The following is a 17,787-nucleotide window of genomic DNA, read 5'->3' as shown; positions in this document are numbered from 1 at the left end:
CACTCACATGCGCGGGGCGACCGGGGCCGGTCAGCGGCGCGGTGTGATGGCGAAACTGGTGAGCTCCGCCGCGACAAGCTCGAGTGGGTCCTGGTCGAGGAAGTCGATGCGGGCGGAGGTCACCTTGGAGCCGCGCTGCGTTTCGTGCACGCCGGTGAGGATGCCGGCGCGGGCGCTGTGAACGACTCCCGGGACGCCGGGCTGCTCGAGCGTGAAGGTGACGACGACGTCGGTTCCGATGAGGGCGGCGTGGCGCGGGTTCGCGAACGTGCCGTAGCTGTGGAGCGCCATGGTGCCTGCCTTCAGTCGATGGGGACGATGCGGTGGGTGACGACGAAATCGACGCGCCAGACACCGTACGTGCCAGGCTCGACCTCGACGACCGTGGCGGTCTCGGTGATCAAGGCCATCCGGTCGGCGACCTCCTGGCGGCTCCGCTTGCTGGTGCGGCCGTAGGTGCGAATCCAGCCGATGGTTTCGCCGGCACCGCGGGTCCCGCTGATGCTGTTCCCGCTGCAGCTGTGTCCGCTCTGCTGCGGGAACCGCTCCGCCGGGACATTGGTGCGTGACGACATGTTGGTCCTTCCGTCGGCCGGACTGTCCGGCACTGCTTCTCAGCACTCACATGCGCGGCATACTACGGACCGGGCGCCCCATCGCTTCGTGACATCGCACGCGGTCAGGAGGATGCTTGGCGGCAACTACCGGCGCATCGAAGCGGAGGGGTCGAAATGAGCGAGGAGAAGGCAGCGCAGGGCGGGGAGGCGGTCGAGATAGTCGTCGAGTCGGTTGCGACAGGTGGCGAACCCGACGCTGACATAAGAGCCGTCGTGGTCGAGTCGATCAAGGAAGGCCTCACCAATAACGGTGTCGTCAACGGCACGTGGCTGACCACGTTGCACTCGTCATACGTCTCCAGATATCAGACGGATATCGACCGGACGTGGACCACAGCCACGTGGCTGGTCGCGCTGGCATGGACGCTGTTCCCTGCAGCGGTGGCGTTCAATCAACGGCTGACGCTGGAGGTAGTCATCATCTTCGGTACGACGTCGGTCGCGCTCGTCTCGCTGTGGCTCCTCATCGCATCCGTCCATCAGGTGTGGGCGTCGAGGTCGTACGACATCGTCCGAGCGATCGAACGACTGGTGCTCGGCGCGACAGCCGACACCAAGCTCCGTACGGAGCTGAAGGAGCGCAGCGGGAAACCGTGGTGGCTCGGCCGCCGCCCAATGCAGGTCATCAGATTGCTGTTCCTGGCAGGGACCGTCGCCGGTTGGGTCTGGTTGGGGATCGAAGTCAATAGTGGAGAGTTCCCACCCCCGGAGCTGACGCCGACGCCCACACCGGCCGGGTGACCCCGGTTACAGGATGCCGTCGGGCTTCGTGAACGGCTCGTCGAACGCTTCGAGCGTGGAGAGCGCTTCGACGTACGCGAACGACTCGGTCGGGTACTCGCCGCCGCTCATCCCACCGGTGACGTAGTACGGCTTGTCGTCGATCTGCAGTGTGGCGACGTCCCGCCACCGGCCAGCGTCGATGCGGCACCATTCGATGATCGCGTCGATGACCTGCTCGGATGCGTGGAGGCGCTGCCCGGCGGTCCACGCGGACACGTCCCATCCGAACTGGTCCTCGAGCGGCACGAATGGGAAGTCCTCGATGGTGTGGTCGTCGAACACCCGGCCGGTGATGGAGCGGAGCCGCTCCTCAACCTCGGCGGCCGGTGGTTGGATGAACGACTTGGTCGCGTACCGCGGTGCTGGTGCGGCGATGATGCTCATGTATCCCACGGGGTCTCCTGATCTTCGATTGGGTGGGTTGGGTCGGAGGCTGGGTGCTACTCCCAGCCGGCGGTGACCGCTTCGCAGAACCGCTTCCGCCATTCCTCCGGCCAGTCCTCCGACATCCCATCCATGACGTCTCGGAGGCGGCGATGGGTGGTGCCCGCGAGGGTCTGCCAGTCAGCCGGGTCGATGTACGGGAAGTTCAGCGGGAAGTCGAGGTCTTGGACGATGTCGAGCAGTTCGTTCTGGACCGCGAAGTGCCGTTGCCGCAGCTCGATGGCTGTGGAGTGCCGGGGGTGCCAGGCCTGGTCGTCGCGGATCGCCTTGACCCGCCAGGAGAACGCGCCCCGCGGCTGTGGGTCCCAGATGGTCAGTTCCGCGCCGCCGTCGAGTCGGAGGTTGTAGGTGGTGCCGCGGGTGTCCGCGGTGATCCCGATCAGCAGCCCGACGATCTGGTTCAGGCTGTCGGGATGCTCGGCGCAGACCATGTCTCCGACGGTCGCCGGGGTGCCTTTCACGCCGTCTGCGTAGACGCGCTTGCCGGTGGTGGTCATCTGGGTTCCTTCACGGTTGAGCCGCCGGGCGTGGTGTTGAGGGCGCGGATCAACACGTCGGTGGTCAGTGCTGCCTGCAGCACCTCTGCAGGAGTCGAGTCGGCATGGAGGAGGGTGAGGGTGTCGATGACCCGGGCGACGACCTGTTCCGGGGTTTCCTGCTTCGGGAGCGGGGGCAGTTCGTCCACCTCACCGGTGAGCGCATCCACCTCCCAGCGCTCCCCTGTGGCGTCGTCGGTGACGGTGTATGAGGAGCCTTCGGCGCCGCCGGTCGCGAGGTAGCGGACGTGCGCCCGCACCGCCTTGAGCGGCGTTGCGGCTTCGTCCTCGGTGTTCGAGTACTCGATCGTGTAGTCGGGCATGGCTGGTCTCAGTTCTGCGCGTCGCGCTGATCGACGAACGCCTGCCGGTGGCGGGCGCGGTTGGCGGGGGCGAGGATGCGGGCCAGCTCGTTCCGGTCCTCGACGGTTCCGAGCTGCGTCTGCATCCAGACGGACACGTCCTCGAGCACCGCGTCGCGGGCGGCGATGTCCGCCTGCAGGTCGGTGGTGTGGTCGCCGCTAGTGAACGCACCGGTGGCCGGGTTGTAGAGCCTCCCGTTCACCGTGACGCCGGTGACGAGGGCGCTGGTCTCGTGGAACCCGTCTGCTCGGATGTCGGGCTTGGTCTCGCCGTTGTCGAAGGCTTCGTCGCTGATCTCGTCGGCGGCGTAGTCCTCACAGATGGTGCGGGCGACCGCTTCGGTGACCTCGTGAAGCTTGAACGGCTGGTCGTCGGTGACGTCCAGGATGACGTTGATCGTGTGCTGGGGCATTCTGCCTCCCGGGTGGTGGTGGCGGCGGTGCGCCGGTCGGTCTCTTCACGACTTCCATGCGCGGGGCCGGCGCTCGCGCCGACCCCGGCCGGCACCGGTCAGTCGTCGATTTCGACGCTCGAGACGAGCCGGTCCTCGGAGTCACCCTCGGAGTCGCCGAGCCAGATCGCGGCACCGGAACCGATGACGTCGTACGCGTGGCCGATGAGCGCGTCACGGTCGTACTCGTCGATGTCGTCGGTGAGGACGACCCGCCAGGTTTCCTTGAACGTCCCGACGACCGTGGTGGTCACCGTGGCGGTCCGGGAGCCGGCGGGCGGTTCGTCGGCGACCGTGATGCCGGCGGCGGCGAGGATGCGGTCGGCGTACTCGACGGTGTCCTTCGGGTCGGTGTCATGTCGGACGTCGTCGAGGATGGTGACGATCCGGTCCAGCTGGTCGGCGGTGATGATGCTCAAGGGTGGCTCCTCAGGTTCCGCGGCCGTGGCGGCCGGCATGTCGTCTTCATGACGTTCATGCGCGGCCGCCGGGCCGTGTGACGGCTACCGCGTGGGCAGCGACAGTGCGAAAGCGGACTGCTCCCGTTCGATTTCGGCGAGGTCTTCGAGCACCTCGACGGCGGTGCGGTCAGCGCCGATCCCGAGGTACTTCGTGCGGTGCAGTTCGATCTCGATGTCGGAGCTGACACCCCACGTCTCGGCGAGATCGCGGTGCAGGGCGAGCGCCTCGTCACGGTCGAGGGCGTCAATGTCGATGAGGTGGCCGTCGTCGATGAGCCGGAACATGTCACGTGCGGCGTCGAGGACGTCGGCGAGGACGGGGTCCGCGGCACCCAGCGCTGACTTCCACTTCGCGAGTTCCTCGACGGTGGTCCCGGAGCGGGCGGCCTTGCGCGCGGCGGCACGCTCGGCGGCGGCGCGCTGGTCGAGCACCTCGCGGTACAGCTTCCGACCGTGGACGGCTTCCCCGGCGAACCAGCGGGCGTCGGTGTGCCACGCGTCGAAGTACTTCCCCTCGGTCGTCGCGGCGACTGCTTCACGCTTGGTGCGGAAGCCCATGATCGGCCGGTTCGAGATGTCGCTGACGTACAGGTCCCACCAGCCTGAGCGGCCACCGGTGTCCTTCTCCACCTTCCACGTCTCCGGCGGGTTCGCCGCGTGGGTCTCGGGGTTGTCGTACATCGGCTGCATGATCGCCTTCCAGGTCGTCCCGGCGCCCGGCCGGGTGTCTCGTCTTCGAGGCGTTCATGCGCGGTTCAGCGGTGAAGGGTCGCCCAGATGGTGGCGGCGATGGCGGCTGGCCCGCCAAACACGGCGATGGCGACGATCGCCTTGATCTGCGGCTCGCCGGGGCGGGTCTCGCGGCGGCGTGACGAGGTCTGCGGCGCGTCGGATCACCCGGCGCCTTTGTGCAGCATGGTTGCGTGCGAGCCGGCGTCCGGGTCTCGTGCGGGTGCGACTGTTCAGCGGCTCAGGGTGTCCGCGATGGCGATTGCGGCCACGGCGATGATCAGGACGACCAGGACGACATGACCGCCGAACTCGATGCTGATGCGGAGCCGTCGGTCGGCGGGCTTCTGCTCGGTCATGCTCGCGCCTCCTGGGTGTTGGCGGTGCGACGGGCGCGGCGGTGTGCACGGCGGGCTTCCTGCAGCTGGGTGCGGGAGTCGCCCTCCCTGGTGGGCGGCCATTCCGCGCCGGTGAGGTGGAAATACCCGTGGATCTGGGGGCACTTGTAGGTGCGGAACACGCCGTAGTCGCGGCGCATCGCTGAGGATCGTGCTTCCTCGAGGTTGGGGTACGCCTTCTTCTGCCCTCCGTGCCGGTCGGTGCAGTCGCAGGTGACCTTCGGCTTCTTTTGCGACGGGCGCGGCCGGGTGAACTCGCGTTCCGGGTCGAGGATGCCGTACAGGACTGATGGTGTGTCCAGGGTGGTGAGCATGGCCGGGTCTCCTTCGCTGTCGATGTGGTCCCACCGGTTTGGGTGGGGTTCATTCATGCGCGGGGCCTGCCGGCCCCGCTCAGTCGATGAGGTTCGCGCCGGTCTGCTCGAAGCCGGCCTTGAACGCGCGCTTGGCGACGCTGAGGAGCATCGCGGCGATCTCCTCGCCGTTCAGGTTCTCGATGGTCTGCTCGAGCCGGTTCGTGACGGTGTCGGCCTCGTCTTCGGGTGCGTCGTAGTTCTCGCGGACGTACTCGGTCACGATGTGCCAGGCGTTCCCGGTGAGGTGCACGTTCAAGCCGGTCTTGTCGGTGGGGTTCTGAGTCATGTCACTTCCATGCGCGGCCGCGGTTCGGTCGCGGCCGCGCGGAAGCGGTCAGGCGACGTTGAAGCTGAGACGCTTCCAGTTCGGGATGCGGGCCAGCTGCCCGGTTGGGAGCCGGAACGTGGACCGTTCGACGAACGTGAGGGTGTCAGCGGCGAGGCCTGATGTGAACGTGAGCGCCCGGGCGAACTTCACGGTGTCGCCGCGCTTCACCTTTGGGGTGGCGGCAGCAGCGTTCACTGCCTCGCGGGCCTTGTCGCGCCACTCTTTCGCGCCCTCGTAGGTCGTGTCGGTCAGCGCGTCGAGGATCGCCGCGGTGGCGTCGTAGTAGAGAGGGTGGACGGTCTCGTCCATGGTCTTGTAGTAGAAGTTCGTGTACGCGTTCGGGTTGGGGACGCGGGTGAACGGGATGACGAGCGCGAAGACGCTGCCGGTGCGGTTGTCGCGGACCGCGGCGTAGTAGACGTTGGACCATTCGGAGCCGGCGGGTTCCCGGCGGGTGATGTCGGCGAGGACCTCGTGGTGCTCCGGGGAAAGCACCTGTGCGGCGAAGAACTCGCGGTTGGTCTGACCCTTGCGGCGGTGAATGCCGGTCGATCCCATGAATGTGTCTCCTCATGTCGGCCGGGCCCGTGGGCCGGCGCTGCTTCTTCTCGAGACATTCATGCGCGGGGGCGGGCGACGCCGGCGCACGATTTCTGGTCGTCGCCGGTGCCGTAGCCCCTGATCAGCTGGCGGCGCGTTCCCCGTTCAGCCACGGCTGCAGGTGTTCGACGAGGTACGTGTCGAGGGGCATGGGTGATCCGGCGAGGATGATGACGTGGTCGCCCTCGTTGTCTTCGAACACCCGGTACCAGGCGCGTGCACGTCGTTCCGCGGGCCGGATGTTGATCATCACGTCGGTCGGCCGGTGGAACCGGTTCGGGGTGCTCTCAGGTGCCGCAGTGAGGCGGATGCGGTTGTTGTCCGGTTCGCGGTCCGGTCCGAGGATCGAGGCGATGCTCAGGGCGGTGACGGGGTGGCTCATGCGGTTTCTCCTGACGTGCGGTGCCGTCGCGGTGTTGCGGCGACATACCAAGCGATAGAGGTGGGGCACCCCGGTCTTCGCGGCGATGATGTCGCCGGCGGGTTGGGAGCTAGGCCGCCGCTTGGTGTTGCCGGCCGCCGCACTGGACCGCGACCGCGGGAACGCATACCCGCGGTCGCAGCGAGCTCATGCCTGAGGGGCGGTCCGATTCCACTGTTCGGCCTGGTCGTCAGTGAGCCGGTAGTACACCCCTTCCGGCTTCCGCGGGTTGAACCGCTTCCCGGACTTGGTCTCCATCGGGAACTGCGAACGGCCGTAGTGCTTGTTCAGGTGCCGGGACAGTGACGACCAGAGGCTGACGATCTGGGACGGCTGACGGTTGAGGGCTTCGGCGAGCTCCGCGTTCGTGAACCAGTCGCCGGGGTGCGCGGCCAGGATGTCCATGATGTCGCTGACGATGACGGTCGTCTCGTAGGAGCGGGCCTTGAGCCGGGCGAGGTCTTCGTCGCTCCAAGGCAGCTCGTTCCTGGACTCTGCGGCGGTAGCCGCTGGCTGGGCAGCTGGCACCGTGAGTTCTGCGAGGTAGCGGTAGACGGCTGGCACGTGCTCGTTGGGGACGGGGACGTACTGGAAGCCGGCGGAGTCGGAGGTGGGCAGATCGTTCATTGGAGGATTCCTTCCTTGGATCTCGCTATTCCACCACGATAGATTAGAAATCCTCGGAAGTCAATGGAGGAATCTTCCCAGCATTCTTAGGATCCAAAGATCGCCGCGACCATGTCATGCGTGTACCCGTCTGGCTGCAGGTTGATCCAGACGGTGGCAATCCAGACTCCATCGCGGAGGAAGTGCGACTCCCCGGACTGCCCGTCCGCGCTCGGTGCGGTCTCAGTGACGCACCGAGTGCCGCCCAACTCCTGGTAGCAGTCGAACCCGCTCGCCTGCGCGTGAGCGATCGTGCTCGCCTGCTGCTCAGGTGTCAAAGATGCCACGTTCGTGGTGATCCCCCGGTCAGTGCCACCGTTCGGCGATGCCCACTTGCACGTCAGCAACTTCGTCGCCTCGAGCACGGTGACGAGACCGTCATCGCGGGAACCGTACTGCAGGTTGCTCGGGTCGGCCGCCCACGCCGGGTTCAGGACGAACCCGTTCATGTCCGCGGACCAGTCCTTGGTGTACATGCCGGCGCAGTCAGGTGGGATCGCAAAAACGGACACCGGAGGTACCTGCACCGGCGCCTCGGTTGCCTCGACTGCCGCGGGAGTTGCGGTCGTTGTTGCGGGCGCGGCTCCCGTAGGGGCCCGTCCGCCAGACGGGCTCGCCCCGACGCCGAGTGCGACCGTGACGCCGGCCGCGACGAGCAGCACCCCGACCCCGGCGAGGATCCAGAACAGCGGTTGGCGCAGGAGGGGTGGGCGGTCGTTGGCGGGAGGCGGGGCGGCGGTCATGGCGTCCAAGCTCTGGAGGGTGGATGTGGCGCGGTTCGGGGTGGTGCGTGAAGGTTATCGGTCCAGTTGCCTGAGCCGGATCAGCTTCTCGATGGTGTTCTGGGCCCGCTCTCCAGGCTCGAACAGCTCTGCGACGCCGTGCTCTGCGGCGGCCGCTCCCGATTCGAACAGTGGCACGTCGGTCGTATAGTCGACGCATTCCTGGTGCAGGTCGCCTCGCATGATCCCGATCCGCACGGCGAGCAGTTGCGACGGCTCGGTGTGGCCGAGCCAACCGGCGCAGACGGTCTCGTCGGCGTGGTGGCAGAAAAGGCCTGCACGGGCTGGTCGAAGGTTTCCGCGTCGTACCTGGGGAGTTTTTCGTACTCTTCGGGATGCCAAACGCCTGACGGAGCACCACGTCTGTAAGGGCACGACGAGCAAGGCGTCCGCCGTGGCTTCGCTCCCCCGCTATCGTCGGGGACACCCGGGCCAGGGTTGTCGGCGAGCTCGTTGGGCGGGATGAGGTGGTCCTCCACCGGACCATCATGCCGTGCCTCGAGGGATGCGTCCGCCATGGTGTGCGGCTTCGGCGCCGACCCGTTCAGTCGGGTAGTGCCGGGCTTGGTGCGGTACCGGTTCGGGGGCATGGTTCGTGCTTCCAGCGCCGGTCAGGCCTCGTCGGGTTCGGGGACGATGCGGGACTCTCCCGTGACGAAGTCCGTGAACTTGTCGCCTGGTTCGGCGAAGTCGGCGAGCGAGAATCCCATGCGGTCCTGCTTCCTGGTCGGCCGGCTCTTCGCCGGTACGTCGTCTTCGACACGATCATGCGCGGGCGCCGGGCAGGCGGCCGGCCGATCCGCCAGGGGATCTCAGCGCAGCTGTGCCTCGCGTGCGTCGGCTGCGTTCCGTTCGGCCAGCCAGTCACGGTCGGCGATCGGGATGATCCCTCCGTGGCCGTCGCCTTCGAACGCCTTCCAATTCACGTTCTCGGCGAAGCTGTCGACGAGCTTCCCGGCGTTCTCAAGGGCGTTCTTCCCGATGTACTTCATGTTCGTGTACGGGTGATCGGGTTGCTGCACGATGACCCGGAGCGGCGTCCGGTAGGTGCGGCCGGTCGTCTCGGCGATGCGTCGCATATCGTCTGCGAAACCCATGAGTGTGCCCTTTCGTAGTCGTATCCTTCGTCGACACCCTCATGCGCGGCGGGTCAGGCGAACACGCCCGCTTCCTTCGCAGAGATGATCCGGCGGAGCACCGACTTGGCGTGCTCGAGCTCCACCGGGTCGCCGGTGTAGTCCGGCTCGTCCGAGTAGAAGAGGAACTCCGCGGCCGCGCCGGCGAGCACCTCCACCGGGTCGAGGTGCGGGTGAGCGGCCGCGACGTCCTCACGGAAGACGCGGAAGCCGCCGATCACCTCGTTCGCCGGGTCGTTCAGAGGCACCTCGAACTTGCGCCGCGGCGCGAACACGGACGGCGCCCATAGCGTCTGGTCGTCCGCCTGCTGGGTCCACACCTTCTCGGCGGTGCGGGTGCCGTCGTAGGCGAGCCACGGGGCGGGGTCGGCGGTCCGCGTGGTGTGCTTGCTGCTGCTGAATCTGGGCATCATCGTCCTCCGAGGGCGTTGGGTTGCTTCTGGCAACATGCATGCGCGGTTCCGGCCGGCCGGCCGGCCGGTCAGTCGTCGAGGCCGGTGAGGAGTTCGCGGGTGAGCTCGGTCGCGGCGGACTGCAGCAGGGCGAGGTCCGCGCTGTTGGCGGCCGCGAGCGTTGCCTGGATGAGCTCGGGGAGGCGTTCTGGAACGAACCCTTCAACCAGAGTCGCAACGCGGGCGCCGGCCTCATAGATGTGGCGGCGCTTCCCGGTTTCAGGATCGTCGATGTCGTGTTCGACTCGACCGGTGGTGCTCCACCAGATCAGGAGTTCGTCGAACTGGTCGCGGTCGGTCCACTCGGTGAACTGCGCTTCCACGACGCCGTCGGTCTGGTCGAAGACGTCGATGTTGTTCGCATCGGTGGTGGTCTGGAGCACCGCCGAGAGCGTGGCTGCTGCGATGTCGGGCGCGGTGATCAGGAGGTGGTGGTCTCGCATTGGGTGCCTTTCCTACAGCTCGATGAGGTTGGATCGGAACTCGGAGCGGATGTCGAACGCGTACTTCCCGTCGCTGGTGTTGAGGAACTTCTCGGCGTCCTCGCAGCTCTCCCAGGCACGGCCGGCGACCGGCTTCCCGGTGAACACGCTGTAGAGGTAGAACTCCTCGACCTCGACGAGCTCCCAGGACGGCGCCGGGAGGTCCTTGCCGTTGACGGCGAAGATGTTGTCCTTGTGCACCTGCTCGTACCGGCGGGGGCCTTTCGGGGTGTCGCGGACGATCACCTCGACGATCTCGCCGAGGTCCGCGTCGACCAGCCGGTCGTAGTGGCTGGTGGTGACGGTGTCGTAACTGATGGTGTTGCCGGCGCCGATGAGGAGGGTGGTGTTCTTCATGACACGTCCATGCGCGGCGACGCCGGCCGCACAGGTGGTTGCGGCCGGCGTCGGGTGCTGCACTTCAGGCGGTCGCGAGTTCTGCGACCATGAGGTCGATGGTCTCCTGGAGGCCGAGGTCGGTCGGGTTCACGTCGTCGACTGGGACGCCGTGCGCCGTCGCGTAGGCGGCGAGACCGAGCTTGGTGGCTCGGGCAATGCGGGCATCACGGTCCACCTTCTCGCGCGCCGCGCGCGCGGCTGCCTGGTCGAGAGCGATCTCGTATTCGCACTCGCGTGAGCTGTGGTGCCGGCCGTGGATCTCGCAGTACGGAGGCATGTTTGCCCCTTCCTAACGGCCGTCATCCGGCCTGCTTCGTGATGGTGGACCTCCGCCGTGGCGAGGCCGTCTCTGTCGATCACGTCATGCGCGGCCAGCCTGCATGCTGCGCAGTCAGCAGAGGCAGCTGCCGTTCGCGGAGTACGCGGTGAAGCACACCTCGCATACGCCGTAGTCGCGTTTCACCTTCGCCGGGGCTCCGCCGCCGCTCCCACTGCCGTGTTCGGGGTGCCCGACGCCCCATTGCCCTTTCCCGCGTTGGCTGGGCCAGATGTTGGCGCCCTCGCCGGCGGCCCGTCGGGCTTCTTCCTCGGAGCGGAACCCGTTCGTCCACCCGTAGGAGATGTTGAGTGCTGGGCCAGCGCCCTGGCGGACCGCCTTGATGTAACTCGAGGTGCCGAAGTACTCAGCGATCCCGACCTGTTCGGTGATGGCCTGGATGAACCGGTGGTTCTCGACCGGGATCCCGTGCGCCTGCAGCGCCTCGTTCAACGAGCTGTACCTGCGCCCGTCGGCCTCCGGGGTGGTTCCAGCGTCTGGGCTGGTGAGGTCGTCCATGCCTGCAGACTAGCCGCGCGGCACCGTGCTGTGGCTCCCGGTCCGCGGGCTGTGAGCGCGTGCGGCAGATCGGCGGCTTGCCGACCATGCGGTGACGTGGTGCGGGATGTCTCGGACTGGGAGGTCGATCGCGGCGGATGCGGCGAGAACGTCCCCGCCGAACCAGTGTCCGGCGATGTCTCGGAACGCCTGGGCGGCCCGGTTGTACGTCGGCGGGTTGCCGTGGCTTTTCTCGACGAGTCGCGCGTACCTGGTGCGGATGTCGTTGAGGTCGTGCTCCCACCGGTGTTGGAGGTAGACGGGGAAGCTGGTCTGGGCCCAGGCGCGGAGGTGTTCGGCGACGATGGCGCGGCCTGTGACGCCGCTCGCCTCGAGCTTCCATCCGAGGTGGTAGCCGTCCCGGGCTTTGTAGACGGCGTGAGCTTCGGGGATGGGGGCGATGACGTGGGTGCGGATCCCTCGGCGTCCGGCGCGGGAGACGCTGCGGGTGATCGAACCGTCGAGCGCGGCTGCGGAAGCGGAGATCGTCTGGATCATGAGTGTCCGGTCGATCGGTTCGGGCCTGGGGAGGTCGCGGAGCTGGTCGAGGATGGTCATGTCAACAGCGGCGCCGAGACGCTCGAGTTGTTGGAATTGCGGGCTGAGCGCGTGCACGGTCCGGTCGAACTGTGAGACCGGGTAGACGCGGGCGTCCACTCCGATGGCGGTGTCGGCGATCCCCATCCAGACTTCGCATGGCGTGGAGACGAGCGAGTCGAATCCGGACCAGGTGTTGTAGTCGGGGAAGTCCCAGTGGTCGCGGATGGTCGCGGAGATTTCGGGCGGGAATCCGTTGCACACCCAGTCGTGCGGGGTGGTGTGTCGGCCGAGCCGGTAGCTCAGCATGGTGGGTGGGGTGAGTCCGTAGCGGATCTGGTCGGCTGCCCAGTTTCCGAGGCGGTCGAGGACCTGCAGCCGTTCGACGACAGCTTCCGGCTGCACAACACACCTACCCCACTACCCCCGAAGTGGGGTCAACACTCAGGACATCATCGGGGGTCGGGCGCGATTCACCAAACCGGCTGCATCTGGTTAGCCGATCAGCCACTCGTGCCGGAACGCTCCGCGACCTCCTGCGACCAGCTGACACCGGCGAGCAGCTCCGCCAACGCCGCCTCAGGGGTGGTGCCGACACCCGCGGGCACGCCCGAACCGACGAGCGCGGCGATCCACGGACTGTCCGGGCAGGACTCACGGTCGTGGTTGTCGAGCCGGACGATGAAGGTGACGTCGCGGTCTGCTGTGGGTGCTGCGGTGTCCGCCGTGAGGGTCTGGGTCATGGCCCGTCCATGCGCGGAGTTACGCGCCAGGGCATGGATAAAGCCATTGGTCGCTTCGGCTGGACTCCTCCGCCAGTTTGAACGTCTGCGACTTGCCGTCCCAGTCTTCGTTGAGCTTCACCGGCCTTCGGCTCATTCCCCACTGGCGGAGCTTGCCGGACGGGTCCACGATGCGAGCCTGGAACCCGTGCAGCCATTCTTCGCCGGCGATGGCGTCCTGGGCTGCGTCAACCTCATAGGAGAGGGTGAGCGTTGCGTTGTCCAGTTCTTGACTCTTGGCATCGGCGGCAATGGCGATGTGGGAAGCGTCGGAGTCCGGGTCTGGGTTCCAGGTGCCTTCATCCCATGTTTCTCCGACACCGAATTGCGCCCCGGCGAGCAACCGTCCGAGGGTGATGGCGCTGACAGGGGACGCATTCAGCGAGACGACCACGTTGGTGTCAGGTCGCTTGTCGTCCTGGCCTTCGCCCTCTGGCGTGCAGAACGTGATCTGAAGATACGCACGGGGTTTGTTCCCGGCCGGGGCAGGGGACGATGTTCCGGCGAACCAGGTGGGCTCAACGCACCCGGCCAGGGCAGTTGCGCAAACACATGCCATGCCGGCGGTGAGAAGAAGACGGCGTCCGCGATGGTCCATGATTCCCCCGAGATCATGAGTGTTCAGGGAAAGAGTCCTCCAGTGCCCGCCCCGCGTCAAGATCGAACGTCTTCCACGCGGACAGCGCCTGGCGAAGCGTCAGGCCGCCAGCGCCTCGCCGGCGCCCCACTCCTTCACGGACGACCAGTCGTCCTCCTTCGGCCTGGCGGCGCGGACGACGACACGGTCGACGTCGGGGCGCTTGGAGATCGCGGCTGCGGCCGCCTCGATCTTCTCGACGACGACGGGGACGGCGTTGCCGAGGATCCGAACCTCCCGGGGCCCGCCGTTTTCGCCTCGGCCGGCCTCCCATGACGCCTTGGCGGCGAAGTTGCGGATGTCCTTCGGAAGGGCTGCCTCGAGCTTGTCGAAGGTCAGCCGGTCGGACTGCACGGCGAGGACGATGAACATTGGGCTCCTTGGGGGCTGGTGACGGTTTTGAGGAATGCGGCGACGGTCAGGCTGCCGGGGTGAGCACCCCGCCGCTTTCGCGGAGGTAGCATTTGCCGCACAGGGACTCGTATTCGACCCGGACGCCGTCGATCGCGACCTGGTCGCCGTCGAACACGTACCGGCCGTCGACCTTCCGGCCGTTGAACATCGCCTTGGATCCGCAACGGCAGATGGTCTTCAACTCTTCGAGGCTGTGCGCCACCTCGAGCAGGCGTCGGCTGCCAGGGAACGCGGCGGTCTGGAAGTCGGTGCGGATGCCGTAGGCGAGGACGGGGATGCCGTCGAGAAGGGCGATGCGAAGGAGGTCGTCGATCTGGGCGGCGGTGAGGAACTGCGCCTCGTCGACGATGAGGCAGCTCACGTCCTGGCCGGTGTTCGCGGAGGCGAGGTGGCTGTGCTCGATGAACCGGTCGCGGAAGGAGTCGTCGGCGGTCACGGTGAAGTCGACCTCGCGGGACACGCCGAGGCGGGAGACGATGTGGCGGTCACCCTTGGTGTCCACGGCGGGCTTCGCGACCAGCACCCGCTGGCCGCGCTCCTCGTAGTTGTACGCAGCCTGGAGCAGCGCGGTGGTCTTGCCGGAGTTCATCGCCCCGTACCGGAAATACAGCTTCGCCATCGTGGACCTTTCTCGGCGCCGGTGTTGCGGCGGCCGAGTCCAACATGCGCGGCGGGGTGGCCACTCCAACCTGCGATCAACCCGTGTAGACGCGCGCCGGGTCGTACACGACGTCGTCCTCGTCGACGAGGATCACCGGGTCGATCTCATCACCCCAGGTGCCCGCGGCGATCCACGCCGCTTCGCGAACTTCGCGGCCGGTGTTGACGGCGATGACGGGGATGCCGCCGCGGAGGCTGGACCAGCCTGCCCAGATGGTGAACGGGAGGAGCTCGCCTTCGGCGGTGACGAACTCGACGTGCCCGTCGGCGGCGATCTTGGCGGTGAACTGGCCGCCTTCACCGTCGAGGGCGGCCTGCTGCGATGCGGTGAGCGGGGTCGTGTGCGTCATGCCCCGATCATGCGCGGAGCCGTGCGGGCTCAGATCCGGCGCGCCTCTTCCGAGGTCGACGCCAGTTCACGGCGGGCTGCGTTCGCTTCGTCGTTGCATACGGGGCAGGAGGTGATCCCCAGAAACGACCTGTTCCACGGGCGCAGGTGAACCTGGTGTTCCCAGCAGCATTTCGCCCGGTCGTGGTCGCGCCGGCAGGTGAGCAGTTCGGTCTGGCGTTGCCAGGCCAGTCGGCGCCACCCGCCGGCGTTGGTGAACGGGTTCACGGTGACGCCTGCGGCGAAGTCCTTCCGGGCTTGTTCGGCGCCTTCGGCGTTCTCGAGCGCCGCCTGCGCGTGACCGTTCATGAGGCGCTCAGCTCGTCGACGGTCGTGCCGACCAGTTCGCGGAGTTCGCTCACGAACCGCCAGGCGTCCTCGTCGAAGCTGCCGGTGTCCGGGTCGACGTAGACGTTGAGCATCCGTTGGACCTCCGCGCGGACGTCGGCCAACTGGGCGGTGCGCCCGGCGGTGACACCCTGTGTGAATGCCGTCTGGAAGGCTCGGTAGGCGCGCCCCTTGGGGTTGCCGCCGGTGAACTCCTCATCCTCGCGGGCGTAGGCCGCCCAGGCTTCGTCGCGCGCGGCATCGGTCGTCGTCATACGACGTTCATGCGCGGCCTGACGATCACAGCCGGCGGTGTCGCCGGTCGAGGGTGAGGTTGGTGGTGCGGAGCACGTTCTGCAGGCGGACGATCACCTTCCGGGCGTGCCGCACGTCCGCGTCGGTGAACGCGTCCCAGACGCCGCCGTTGTCGATCTCCGTCACCCAGAACGCCAGGTCGACCGAACGCTCGTCCTCCGCGACGGATCGGAGGAGGCTCAGGAGCCGGTTCGGTTCGTTGGTGAGCGGGACGGCTTCCTCGTCGTTCAGCGTGACGGCGCGGCGGGCGGCGCCGAGCTCGGTCTCGTACCGGCGCGGCATGCCCGCGTCGGTGAGGTCGAGAAGCGGCTCACCCGACGGGTGGTCCTTCTGGACACCCCAGCGGCGGATGCCATGGTCGGCGCGTGCGGGCTTCCACTGCGCGGTGGGGCGGCGGTCGAAGTGTCTGGCGCTAGACCGCATGGTCGGCCCGGTCTCGGTGTCGGTCAACGGGTCTCCTGTCGTCGATCAGGTCATGCGCGGGGCCTGGCTGCCGCATGTCTCCCCTTCGGACCGCCTCCCTTCCGGGTGCGGCCGCAGACTTCATGGAGGCTCGATCGATGGATGCCCTGGTGAGACCCAACGGATTCCGCGCCCGCCGCGCGGCCACGGTGATGACCGGCGCTGCCGTCCTCACCGGGCTGCTGTTCAGCACCGGCGCGTACTGGGACACGGAACGCGTCGCGAATGAGCGGGTCGCCGCGATCGCCGCGAACCGAGGACATGTGGGTCTCGGGTCGGTGTCGTTCGACCTGCCCGCCGCGCAACTGGTGTCAGCGAGGACGAACGTCGGTGAGGTCACGGCAGCCGCTCACGGCGTCGCCGCTGAGCTCCGCGGGAAGCTCGGTGATGCTCGCGCCGATGCGCTCCTCGGTGACTACGAGACCCTCGCCCGTGACTCCGCCGGCGCCGAGGTCGGCACAGCGGTTACCGCAGCGGTCGCCCGGTTCCAAGCATCCGTCGACCAGGCTCGCGCCGAGATCGCCGAGTGGGACCGGAAGGAAGCGGAGCGGATCGCCGCTGAGCAAGCTGCAGCCGAGGCGGCTGCCGCAGCTGCGGCGGCCGCTGCGGCCGAGGCTGCAGCCCAGGAAGCCGATTGGGGTTACGACGACTCCGACGACGACGGGTGGTACGCCGCTGAGGTCTCCTACGCCAGCAGCGGGACGGTCTCGTCGGGTGACACGCACAGCGACGAGTACCTGCGGTTGAAGGCTGCGTTCGCGGAGCGGGTGGCGGCGAAGCGAGCTGCTGCCGCCGCGGTCGACACCGGGCTCACCGTCAGCGCCGGCTGCTCGAATGGTGCGCCGCGCGAGTAGCGTCCGAGACAACATCGAAGCGGCGCCTGGGAACGATCCCCGGCGCCGCTTGTCTGTGAAGTCGGCCTCAGACCTCTTCGATCCACGAGCAGGGGATCTTCGCGGCGGCGGCCATGGCGTCCGGGTATGGCATCGGCCATGACGTGTAGACGGCGTCGGCTGCGCCCGCTGAGTGCACCCGCGCGGTCACCGTCGCGAGGAGCCGCGGGAGTGATTGGCCGCGCTCATGCTCGGCAGCGTGGTCGAGGTAGCCGTCGAGGAATGCGTCCCCGCTGCCTTTGCCACCCTTGCGGTGGTAGATGTCGCGGTTCTCCTCGGGCCCGTTGCTCGTCCAGGCGTTCGACAGGCTGTACCCGCCGCGCTCGGAGCACCGCCACCCGGCGTTGTAGCCAAGCTCGATCGCGCGAGCCTTGGGCGTCGACGCGGTCACGCGGGCTCCGGGGCGATCACGGTGAGCTCGTTTTCGTGTGCGGTTACATAGGTGTCGTTCGGGAAGTGGAGCCGGTAGGTGCGGTTCCGGTCGTGCCGGAACACCGTCACACCCTCCCACGGCTGCAGGACCCCCTGCTTGGTCACGGTGACGGGGGTGCCGAGCGGGATGGTGTGCCCTCCGACGGGGATGTTCTCGATTCCAGTGGCCATGTGGTCCTCCTCGGGTTGGGGTCGGTCAGTAGACACCCATGCGCGGGGCAGGTCAGCAGTGGCAGGAGTGGCAGCAGCCTTCGCCGGACCCGTCCGATGATGACCGGGCGCTTTCTGCCGGGCCGGGGTTGAACCCGGAAGCGTCCTGCCCGAGGGTCAGGCCGGCACCGTCCCAGCGGATGTCGATCAGCTGCTGCTTGCGCTCCGCGATGATGGTTCCCGCTCGGGCGATCTCGCCCCAGCTTTCGTCCACGACCTCGCCGGCGTACACGACGCGGTCCCCGACTTTGAACCGCTCGGTGATCAGGTTCACAATCTCCAGATCGTCCCGCGCTTCGCGGGCTTCCCTGCGCGCGGCGGCCGCATCAGCTCTGGCGGCGTTGGCGTCAGCGCGAGCGGCGTCGACGTCAGCTCTGGCGGCGTTGGCACCGTCGCGCACCTGGTTGTGAGCGGATAGTGTCACGATCTCGCGGAACCATTTGGAGTTGAGG

35 protein-coding genes and 1 pseudogene are annotated in these 17,787 nt (G+C 67.5%); 2 read left to right on the top strand and 34 right to left on the bottom strand.

All coding sequences use genetic code 11. The features are described 5' to 3' along the window. Positions 1 to 30: 30 nt before the first annotated feature. Together GH736_RS02525 and GH736_RS02520 are read right to left on the bottom strand one after the other, a co-directional pair. Positions 31 to 291 (bottom strand): hypothetical protein, encoded by a 261-nt coding sequence (locus tag GH736_RS02525; RefSeq protein ID WP_159599947.1) that lies wholly within the window; start codon positions 289 to 291, stop codon positions 31 to 33. Between the two features lie 11 nt (positions 292 to 302). Continuing rightward, on the bottom strand, positions 303 to 608 hold the full coding sequence (locus GH736_RS02520) for a hypothetical protein (protein WP_159599946.1): 306 nt from the start codon (positions 606 to 608) through the stop codon (positions 303 to 305). A gap of 123 nt (positions 609 to 731) precedes the next feature. Here GH736_RS02520 and GH736_RS02515 point away from each other — a divergent pair, with 123 nt between their 5' ends. Next, entirely contained in the window at positions 732 to 1,358 is a 627-nt protein-coding gene (locus GH736_RS02515) for a hypothetical protein (protein ID WP_159599945.1), read from the top strand. A 6-nt stretch (positions 1,359 to 1,364) separates the two neighbouring features. Here the strand turns inward: GH736_RS02515 and GH736_RS02510 are convergent, their stop codons facing one another. The 29 genes and pseudogenes from GH736_RS02510 to GH736_RS02375 all read right to left on the bottom strand — a co-directional run bounded on the left by GH736_RS02510 (position 1,365) and on the right by GH736_RS02375 (position 15,788). Continuing rightward, a complete protein-coding gene (locus GH736_RS02510) occupies positions 1,365 to 1,793 on the bottom strand; it encodes a hypothetical protein (RefSeq protein ID WP_159599944.1) in 429 nt (142 codons plus the stop codon). 47 nt (positions 1,794 to 1,840) lie between these two features. After that, entirely contained in the window at positions 1,841 to 2,341 is a 501-nt protein-coding gene (locus tag GH736_RS02505; protein ID WP_159599943.1) for a hypothetical protein, read from the bottom strand. Continuing rightward, on the bottom strand, positions 2,338 to 2,703 hold the full coding sequence (locus GH736_RS02500; protein ID WP_159599942.1) for a hypothetical protein: 366 nt from the start codon (positions 2,701 to 2,703) through the stop codon (positions 2,338 to 2,340). Before GH736_RS02500 ends, GH736_RS02505 begins: the two co-directional genes overlap by 4 nt. Before the next feature lie 8 nt (positions 2,704 to 2,711). Continuing rightward, positions 2,712 to 3,155: a hypothetical protein gene (locus GH736_RS02495; RefSeq protein ID WP_159599941.1), complete on the bottom strand. Its 444-nt coding sequence runs from the start codon at positions 3,153 to 3,155 to the stop codon at positions 2,712 to 2,714. 98 nt (positions 3,156 to 3,253) lie between these two features. Then, positions 3,254 to 3,613 carry a hypothetical protein gene (locus tag GH736_RS02490; RefSeq protein ID WP_159599940.1) on the bottom strand — a complete coding sequence of 120 codons (360 nt, stop codon included), beginning with the start codon at positions 3,611 to 3,613 and terminating at the stop codon, positions 3,254 to 3,256. Between the two features lie 84 nt (positions 3,614 to 3,697). Beyond that, positions 3,698 to 4,345, bottom strand: a complete 648-nt coding sequence (locus tag GH736_RS02485) for a hypothetical protein (RefSeq protein WP_159599939.1) — start codon at positions 4,343 to 4,345, stop codon at positions 3,698 to 3,700. Positions 4,346 to 4,617: 272 nt separating this feature from the next. Beyond that, on the bottom strand, positions 4,618 to 4,743 hold the full coding sequence (locus GH736_RS25490; RefSeq protein ID WP_268891227.1) for a hypothetical protein: 126 nt from the start codon (positions 4,741 to 4,743) through the stop codon (positions 4,618 to 4,620). After that, the gene (locus GH736_RS02480) at positions 4,740 to 5,096 is read right to left on the bottom strand and encodes a hypothetical protein (RefSeq protein ID WP_159599938.1); all 357 of its coding nucleotides are present in this window, start codon (positions 5,094 to 5,096) and stop codon (positions 4,740 to 4,742) included. Before GH736_RS02480 ends, GH736_RS25490 begins: the two co-directional genes overlap by 4 nt. A 79-nt stretch (positions 5,097 to 5,175) precedes the next feature. Further along, positions 5,176 to 5,424 (bottom strand): hypothetical protein, encoded by a 249-nt coding sequence (locus GH736_RS02475; protein ID WP_159599937.1) that lies wholly within the window; start codon positions 5,422 to 5,424, stop codon positions 5,176 to 5,178. A gap of 48 nt (positions 5,425 to 5,472) precedes the next feature. Further along, positions 5,473 to 6,024, bottom strand: a complete 552-nt coding sequence (locus tag GH736_RS02470) for a DUF6927 domain-containing protein (RefSeq protein WP_159599936.1) — start codon at positions 6,022 to 6,024, stop codon at positions 5,473 to 5,475. Between the two features lie 124 nt (positions 6,025 to 6,148). Further along, on the bottom strand, positions 6,149 to 6,448 hold the full coding sequence (locus GH736_RS02465) for a hypothetical protein (RefSeq protein ID WP_159599935.1): 300 nt from the start codon (positions 6,446 to 6,448) through the stop codon (positions 6,149 to 6,151). A gap of 186 nt (positions 6,449 to 6,634) precedes the next feature. Then, entirely contained in the window at positions 6,635 to 7,114 is a 480-nt protein-coding gene (locus tag GH736_RS02460) for a hypothetical protein (protein WP_159599934.1), read from the bottom strand. A gap of 86 nt (positions 7,115 to 7,200) precedes the next feature. Continuing rightward, entirely contained in the window at positions 7,201 to 7,896 is a 696-nt protein-coding gene (locus tag GH736_RS02455) for a hypothetical protein (protein WP_159599933.1), read from the bottom strand. A gap of 54 nt (positions 7,897 to 7,950) precedes the next feature. Next, positions 7,951 to 8,453 (bottom strand): annotated as a pseudogene (locus GH736_RS02450) (DUF6283 family protein). 294 nt (positions 8,454 to 8,747) lie between these two features. Beyond that, positions 8,748 to 9,032 (bottom strand): hypothetical protein, encoded by a 285-nt coding sequence (locus GH736_RS02445; RefSeq protein WP_159599932.1) that lies wholly within the window; start codon positions 9,030 to 9,032, stop codon positions 8,748 to 8,750. 53 nt (positions 9,033 to 9,085) lie between these two features. After that, a complete protein-coding gene (locus GH736_RS02440; RefSeq protein WP_159599931.1) occupies positions 9,086 to 9,484 on the bottom strand; it encodes a hypothetical protein in 399 nt (132 codons plus the stop codon). Between the two features lie 68 nt (positions 9,485 to 9,552). Then, positions 9,553 to 9,966: a hypothetical protein gene (locus tag GH736_RS02435; RefSeq protein WP_159599929.1), complete on the bottom strand. Its 414-nt coding sequence runs from the start codon at positions 9,964 to 9,966 to the stop codon at positions 9,553 to 9,555. A 12-nt stretch (positions 9,967 to 9,978) separates the two neighbouring features. Further along, a complete protein-coding gene (locus tag GH736_RS02430) occupies positions 9,979 to 10,362 on the bottom strand; it encodes a hypothetical protein (RefSeq protein ID WP_159599927.1) in 384 nt (127 codons plus the stop codon). Between the two features lie 64 nt (positions 10,363 to 10,426). Next, on the bottom strand, positions 10,427 to 10,681 hold the full coding sequence (locus GH736_RS02425; RefSeq protein ID WP_159599925.1) for a hypothetical protein: 255 nt from the start codon (positions 10,679 to 10,681) through the stop codon (positions 10,427 to 10,429). A 114-nt stretch (positions 10,682 to 10,795) separates the two neighbouring features. After that, on the bottom strand, positions 10,796 to 11,239 hold the full coding sequence (locus GH736_RS02420; protein ID WP_159599923.1) for a hypothetical protein: 444 nt from the start codon (positions 11,237 to 11,239) through the stop codon (positions 10,796 to 10,798). A 9-nt stretch (positions 11,240 to 11,248) separates the two neighbouring features. After that, positions 11,249 to 12,220 carry a hypothetical protein gene (locus GH736_RS02415; RefSeq protein WP_159599921.1) on the bottom strand — a complete coding sequence of 324 codons (972 nt, stop codon included), beginning with the start codon at positions 12,218 to 12,220 and terminating at the stop codon, positions 11,249 to 11,251. Positions 12,221 to 12,318: 98 nt separating this feature from the next. Beyond that, positions 12,319 to 12,558: a hypothetical protein gene (locus tag GH736_RS02410; protein ID WP_159599919.1), complete on the bottom strand. Its 240-nt coding sequence runs from the start codon at positions 12,556 to 12,558 to the stop codon at positions 12,319 to 12,321. Positions 12,559 to 12,577: 19 nt separating this feature from the next. Further along, complete coding sequence (locus tag GH736_RS02405; RefSeq protein WP_159599917.1) at positions 12,578 to 13,195, bottom strand: hypothetical protein; 618 nt, start codon at positions 13,193 to 13,195, stop codon at positions 12,578 to 12,580. A gap of 99 nt (positions 13,196 to 13,294) precedes the next feature. Continuing rightward, positions 13,295 to 13,606, bottom strand: a complete 312-nt coding sequence (locus tag GH736_RS02400) for a hypothetical protein (RefSeq protein WP_159599915.1) — start codon at positions 13,604 to 13,606, stop codon at positions 13,295 to 13,297. Positions 13,607 to 13,652: 46 nt separating this feature from the next. Beyond that, positions 13,653 to 14,267: a thymidine kinase gene (locus GH736_RS02395; RefSeq protein ID WP_159599913.1), complete on the bottom strand. Its 615-nt coding sequence runs from the start codon at positions 14,265 to 14,267 to the stop codon at positions 13,653 to 13,655. 76 nt (positions 14,268 to 14,343) lie between these two features. Beyond that, entirely contained in the window at positions 14,344 to 14,658 is a 315-nt protein-coding gene (locus GH736_RS02390; RefSeq protein WP_159599911.1) for a hypothetical protein, read from the bottom strand. 29 nt (positions 14,659 to 14,687) lie between these two features. Then, complete coding sequence (locus GH736_RS02385; RefSeq protein WP_159599909.1) at positions 14,688 to 15,005, bottom strand: hypothetical protein; 318 nt, start codon at positions 15,003 to 15,005, stop codon at positions 14,688 to 14,690. Further along, positions 15,002 to 15,298 carry a hypothetical protein gene (locus tag GH736_RS02380; RefSeq protein ID WP_159599907.1) on the bottom strand — a complete coding sequence of 99 codons (297 nt, stop codon included), beginning with the start codon at positions 15,296 to 15,298 and terminating at the stop codon, positions 15,002 to 15,004. The genes GH736_RS02385 and GH736_RS02380 overlap by 4 nt, the downstream gene beginning before the upstream one ends. Before the next feature lie 25 nt (positions 15,299 to 15,323). Then, the gene (locus GH736_RS02375; RefSeq protein WP_159599905.1) at positions 15,324 to 15,788 is read right to left on the bottom strand and encodes a hypothetical protein; all 465 of its coding nucleotides are present in this window, start codon (positions 15,786 to 15,788) and stop codon (positions 15,324 to 15,326) included. Positions 15,789 to 15,910: 122 nt separating this feature from the next. Between GH736_RS02375 and GH736_RS02370 the strand changes: the two genes are divergently transcribed. Further along, positions 15,911 to 16,654, top strand: a complete 744-nt coding sequence (locus GH736_RS02370) for a hypothetical protein (RefSeq protein ID WP_159599903.1) — start codon at positions 15,911 to 15,913, stop codon at positions 16,652 to 16,654. Between the two features lie 67 nt (positions 16,655 to 16,721). Here GH736_RS02370 and GH736_RS02365 read toward each other — a convergent pair whose 3' ends face one another. The 3 genes from GH736_RS02365 to GH736_RS02355 form a co-directional block, all read right to left on the bottom strand. Continuing rightward, on the bottom strand, positions 16,722 to 17,084 hold the full coding sequence (locus GH736_RS02365) for a hypothetical protein (protein ID WP_159599901.1): 363 nt from the start codon (positions 17,082 to 17,084) through the stop codon (positions 16,722 to 16,724). Beyond that, complete coding sequence (locus GH736_RS02360) at positions 17,081 to 17,296, bottom strand: hypothetical protein (protein WP_159599899.1); 216 nt, start codon at positions 17,294 to 17,296, stop codon at positions 17,081 to 17,083. Before GH736_RS02360 ends, GH736_RS02365 begins: the two co-directional genes overlap by 4 nt. 52 nt (positions 17,297 to 17,348) lie before the next feature. Next, positions 17,349 to 17,787 (bottom strand): hypothetical protein (locus tag GH736_RS02355; RefSeq protein WP_203230629.1); only part of this gene is annotated, 439 nt, incomplete at its 5' end.

Source organism: Agromyces humi, from assembly GCF_009720255.1.
Classification (GTDB): Bacteria; Actinomycetota; Actinomycetes; order Actinomycetales; family Microbacteriaceae; genus Agromyces; species Agromyces humi.
Note: the sequence above shows the minus strand (reverse complement) of the source record. Positions and strands in the feature narration are given on the sequence as shown.

Bases quoted from the DNA above. Each gene is read 5' to 3' on its own strand.
- GH736_RS02525 (WP_159599947.1), bottom strand. From the start codon at position 291: ATGGCGCTCCACAGCTACGGCACGTTCGCGAACCCGCGCCACGCCGCC.
- GH736_RS02515 (WP_159599945.1), top strand. From the start codon at position 732: ATGAGCGAGGAGAAGGCAGCGCAGGGCGGGGAGGCGGTCGAGATAGTC.
- GH736_RS02505 (WP_159599943.1), bottom strand. From the start codon at position 2,341: ATGACCACCACCGGCAAGCGCGTCTACGCAGACGGCGTGAAAGGCACC.
- GH736_RS02500 (WP_159599942.1), bottom strand. From the start codon at position 2,703: ATGCCCGACTACACGATCGAGTACTCGAACACCGAGGACGAAGCCGCA.
- GH736_RS02495 (WP_159599941.1), bottom strand. From the start codon at position 3,155: ATGCCCCAGCACACGATCAACGTCATCCTGGACGTCACCGACGACCAG.
- GH736_RS02485 (WP_159599939.1), bottom strand. From the start codon at position 4,345: ATGCAGCCGATGTACGACAACCCCGAGACCCACGCGGCGAACCCGCCG.
- GH736_RS25490 (WP_268891227.1), bottom strand. From the start codon at position 4,743: ATGACCGAGCAGAAGCCCGCCGACCGACGGCTCCGCATCAGCATCGAG.
- GH736_RS02480 (WP_159599938.1), bottom strand. From the start codon at position 5,096: ATGCTCACCACCCTGGACACACCATCAGTCCTGTACGGCATCCTCGAC.
- GH736_RS02475 (WP_159599937.1), bottom strand. From the start codon at position 5,424: ATGACTCAGAACCCCACCGACAAGACCGGCTTGAACGTGCACCTCACC.
- GH736_RS02470 (WP_159599936.1), bottom strand. From the start codon at position 6,024: ATGGGATCGACCGGCATTCACCGCCGCAAGGGTCAGACCAACCGCGAG.
- GH736_RS02465 (WP_159599935.1), bottom strand. From the start codon at position 6,448: ATGAGCCACCCCGTCACCGCCCTGAGCATCGCCTCGATCCTCGGACCG.
- GH736_RS02460 (WP_159599934.1), bottom strand. From the start codon at position 7,114: ATGAACGATCTGCCCACCTCCGACTCCGCCGGCTTCCAGTACGTCCCC.
- GH736_RS02455 (WP_159599933.1), bottom strand. From the start codon at position 7,896: ATGACCGCCGCCCCGCCTCCCGCCAACGACCGCCCACCCCTCCTGCGC.
- GH736_RS02445 (WP_159599932.1), bottom strand. From the start codon at position 9,032: ATGGGTTTCGCAGACGATATGCGACGCATCGCCGAGACGACCGGCCGC.
- GH736_RS02440 (WP_159599931.1), bottom strand. From the start codon at position 9,484: ATGATGCCCAGATTCAGCAGCAGCAAGCACACCACGCGGACCGCCGAC.
- GH736_RS02435 (WP_159599929.1), bottom strand. From the start codon at position 9,966: ATGCGAGACCACCACCTCCTGATCACCGCGCCCGACATCGCAGCAGCC.
- GH736_RS02430 (WP_159599927.1), bottom strand. From the start codon at position 10,362: ATGAAGAACACCACCCTCCTCATCGGCGCCGGCAACACCATCAGTTAC.
- GH736_RS02425 (WP_159599925.1), bottom strand. From the start codon at position 10,681: ATGCCTCCGTACTGCGAGATCCACGGCCGGCACCACAGCTCACGCGAG.
- GH736_RS02420 (WP_159599923.1), bottom strand. From the start codon at position 11,239: ATGGACGACCTCACCAGCCCAGACGCTGGAACCACCCCGGAGGCCGAC.
- GH736_RS02410 (WP_159599919.1), bottom strand. From the start codon at position 12,558: ATGACCCAGACCCTCACGGCGGACACCGCAGCACCCACAGCAGACCGC.
- GH736_RS02405 (WP_159599917.1), bottom strand. From the start codon at position 13,195: ATGGACCATCGCGGACGCCGTCTTCTTCTCACCGCCGGCATGGCATGT.
- GH736_RS02400 (WP_159599915.1), bottom strand. From the start codon at position 13,606: ATGTTCATCGTCCTCGCCGTGCAGTCCGACCGGCTGACCTTCGACAAG.
- GH736_RS02395 (WP_159599913.1), bottom strand. From the start codon at position 14,267: ATGGCGAAGCTGTATTTCCGGTACGGGGCGATGAACTCCGGCAAGACC.
- GH736_RS02390 (WP_159599911.1), bottom strand. From the start codon at position 14,658: ATGACGCACACGACCCCGCTCACCGCATCGCAGCAGGCCGCCCTCGAC.
- GH736_RS02385 (WP_159599909.1), bottom strand. From the start codon at position 15,005: ATGAACGGTCACGCGCAGGCGGCGCTCGAGAACGCCGAAGGCGCCGAA.
- GH736_RS02380 (WP_159599907.1), bottom strand. From the start codon at position 15,298: ATGACGACGACCGATGCCGCGCGCGACGAAGCCTGGGCGGCCTACGCC.
- GH736_RS02360 (WP_159599899.1), bottom strand. From the start codon at position 17,296: ATGGCCACTGGAATCGAGAACATCCCCGTCGGAGGGCACACCATCCCG.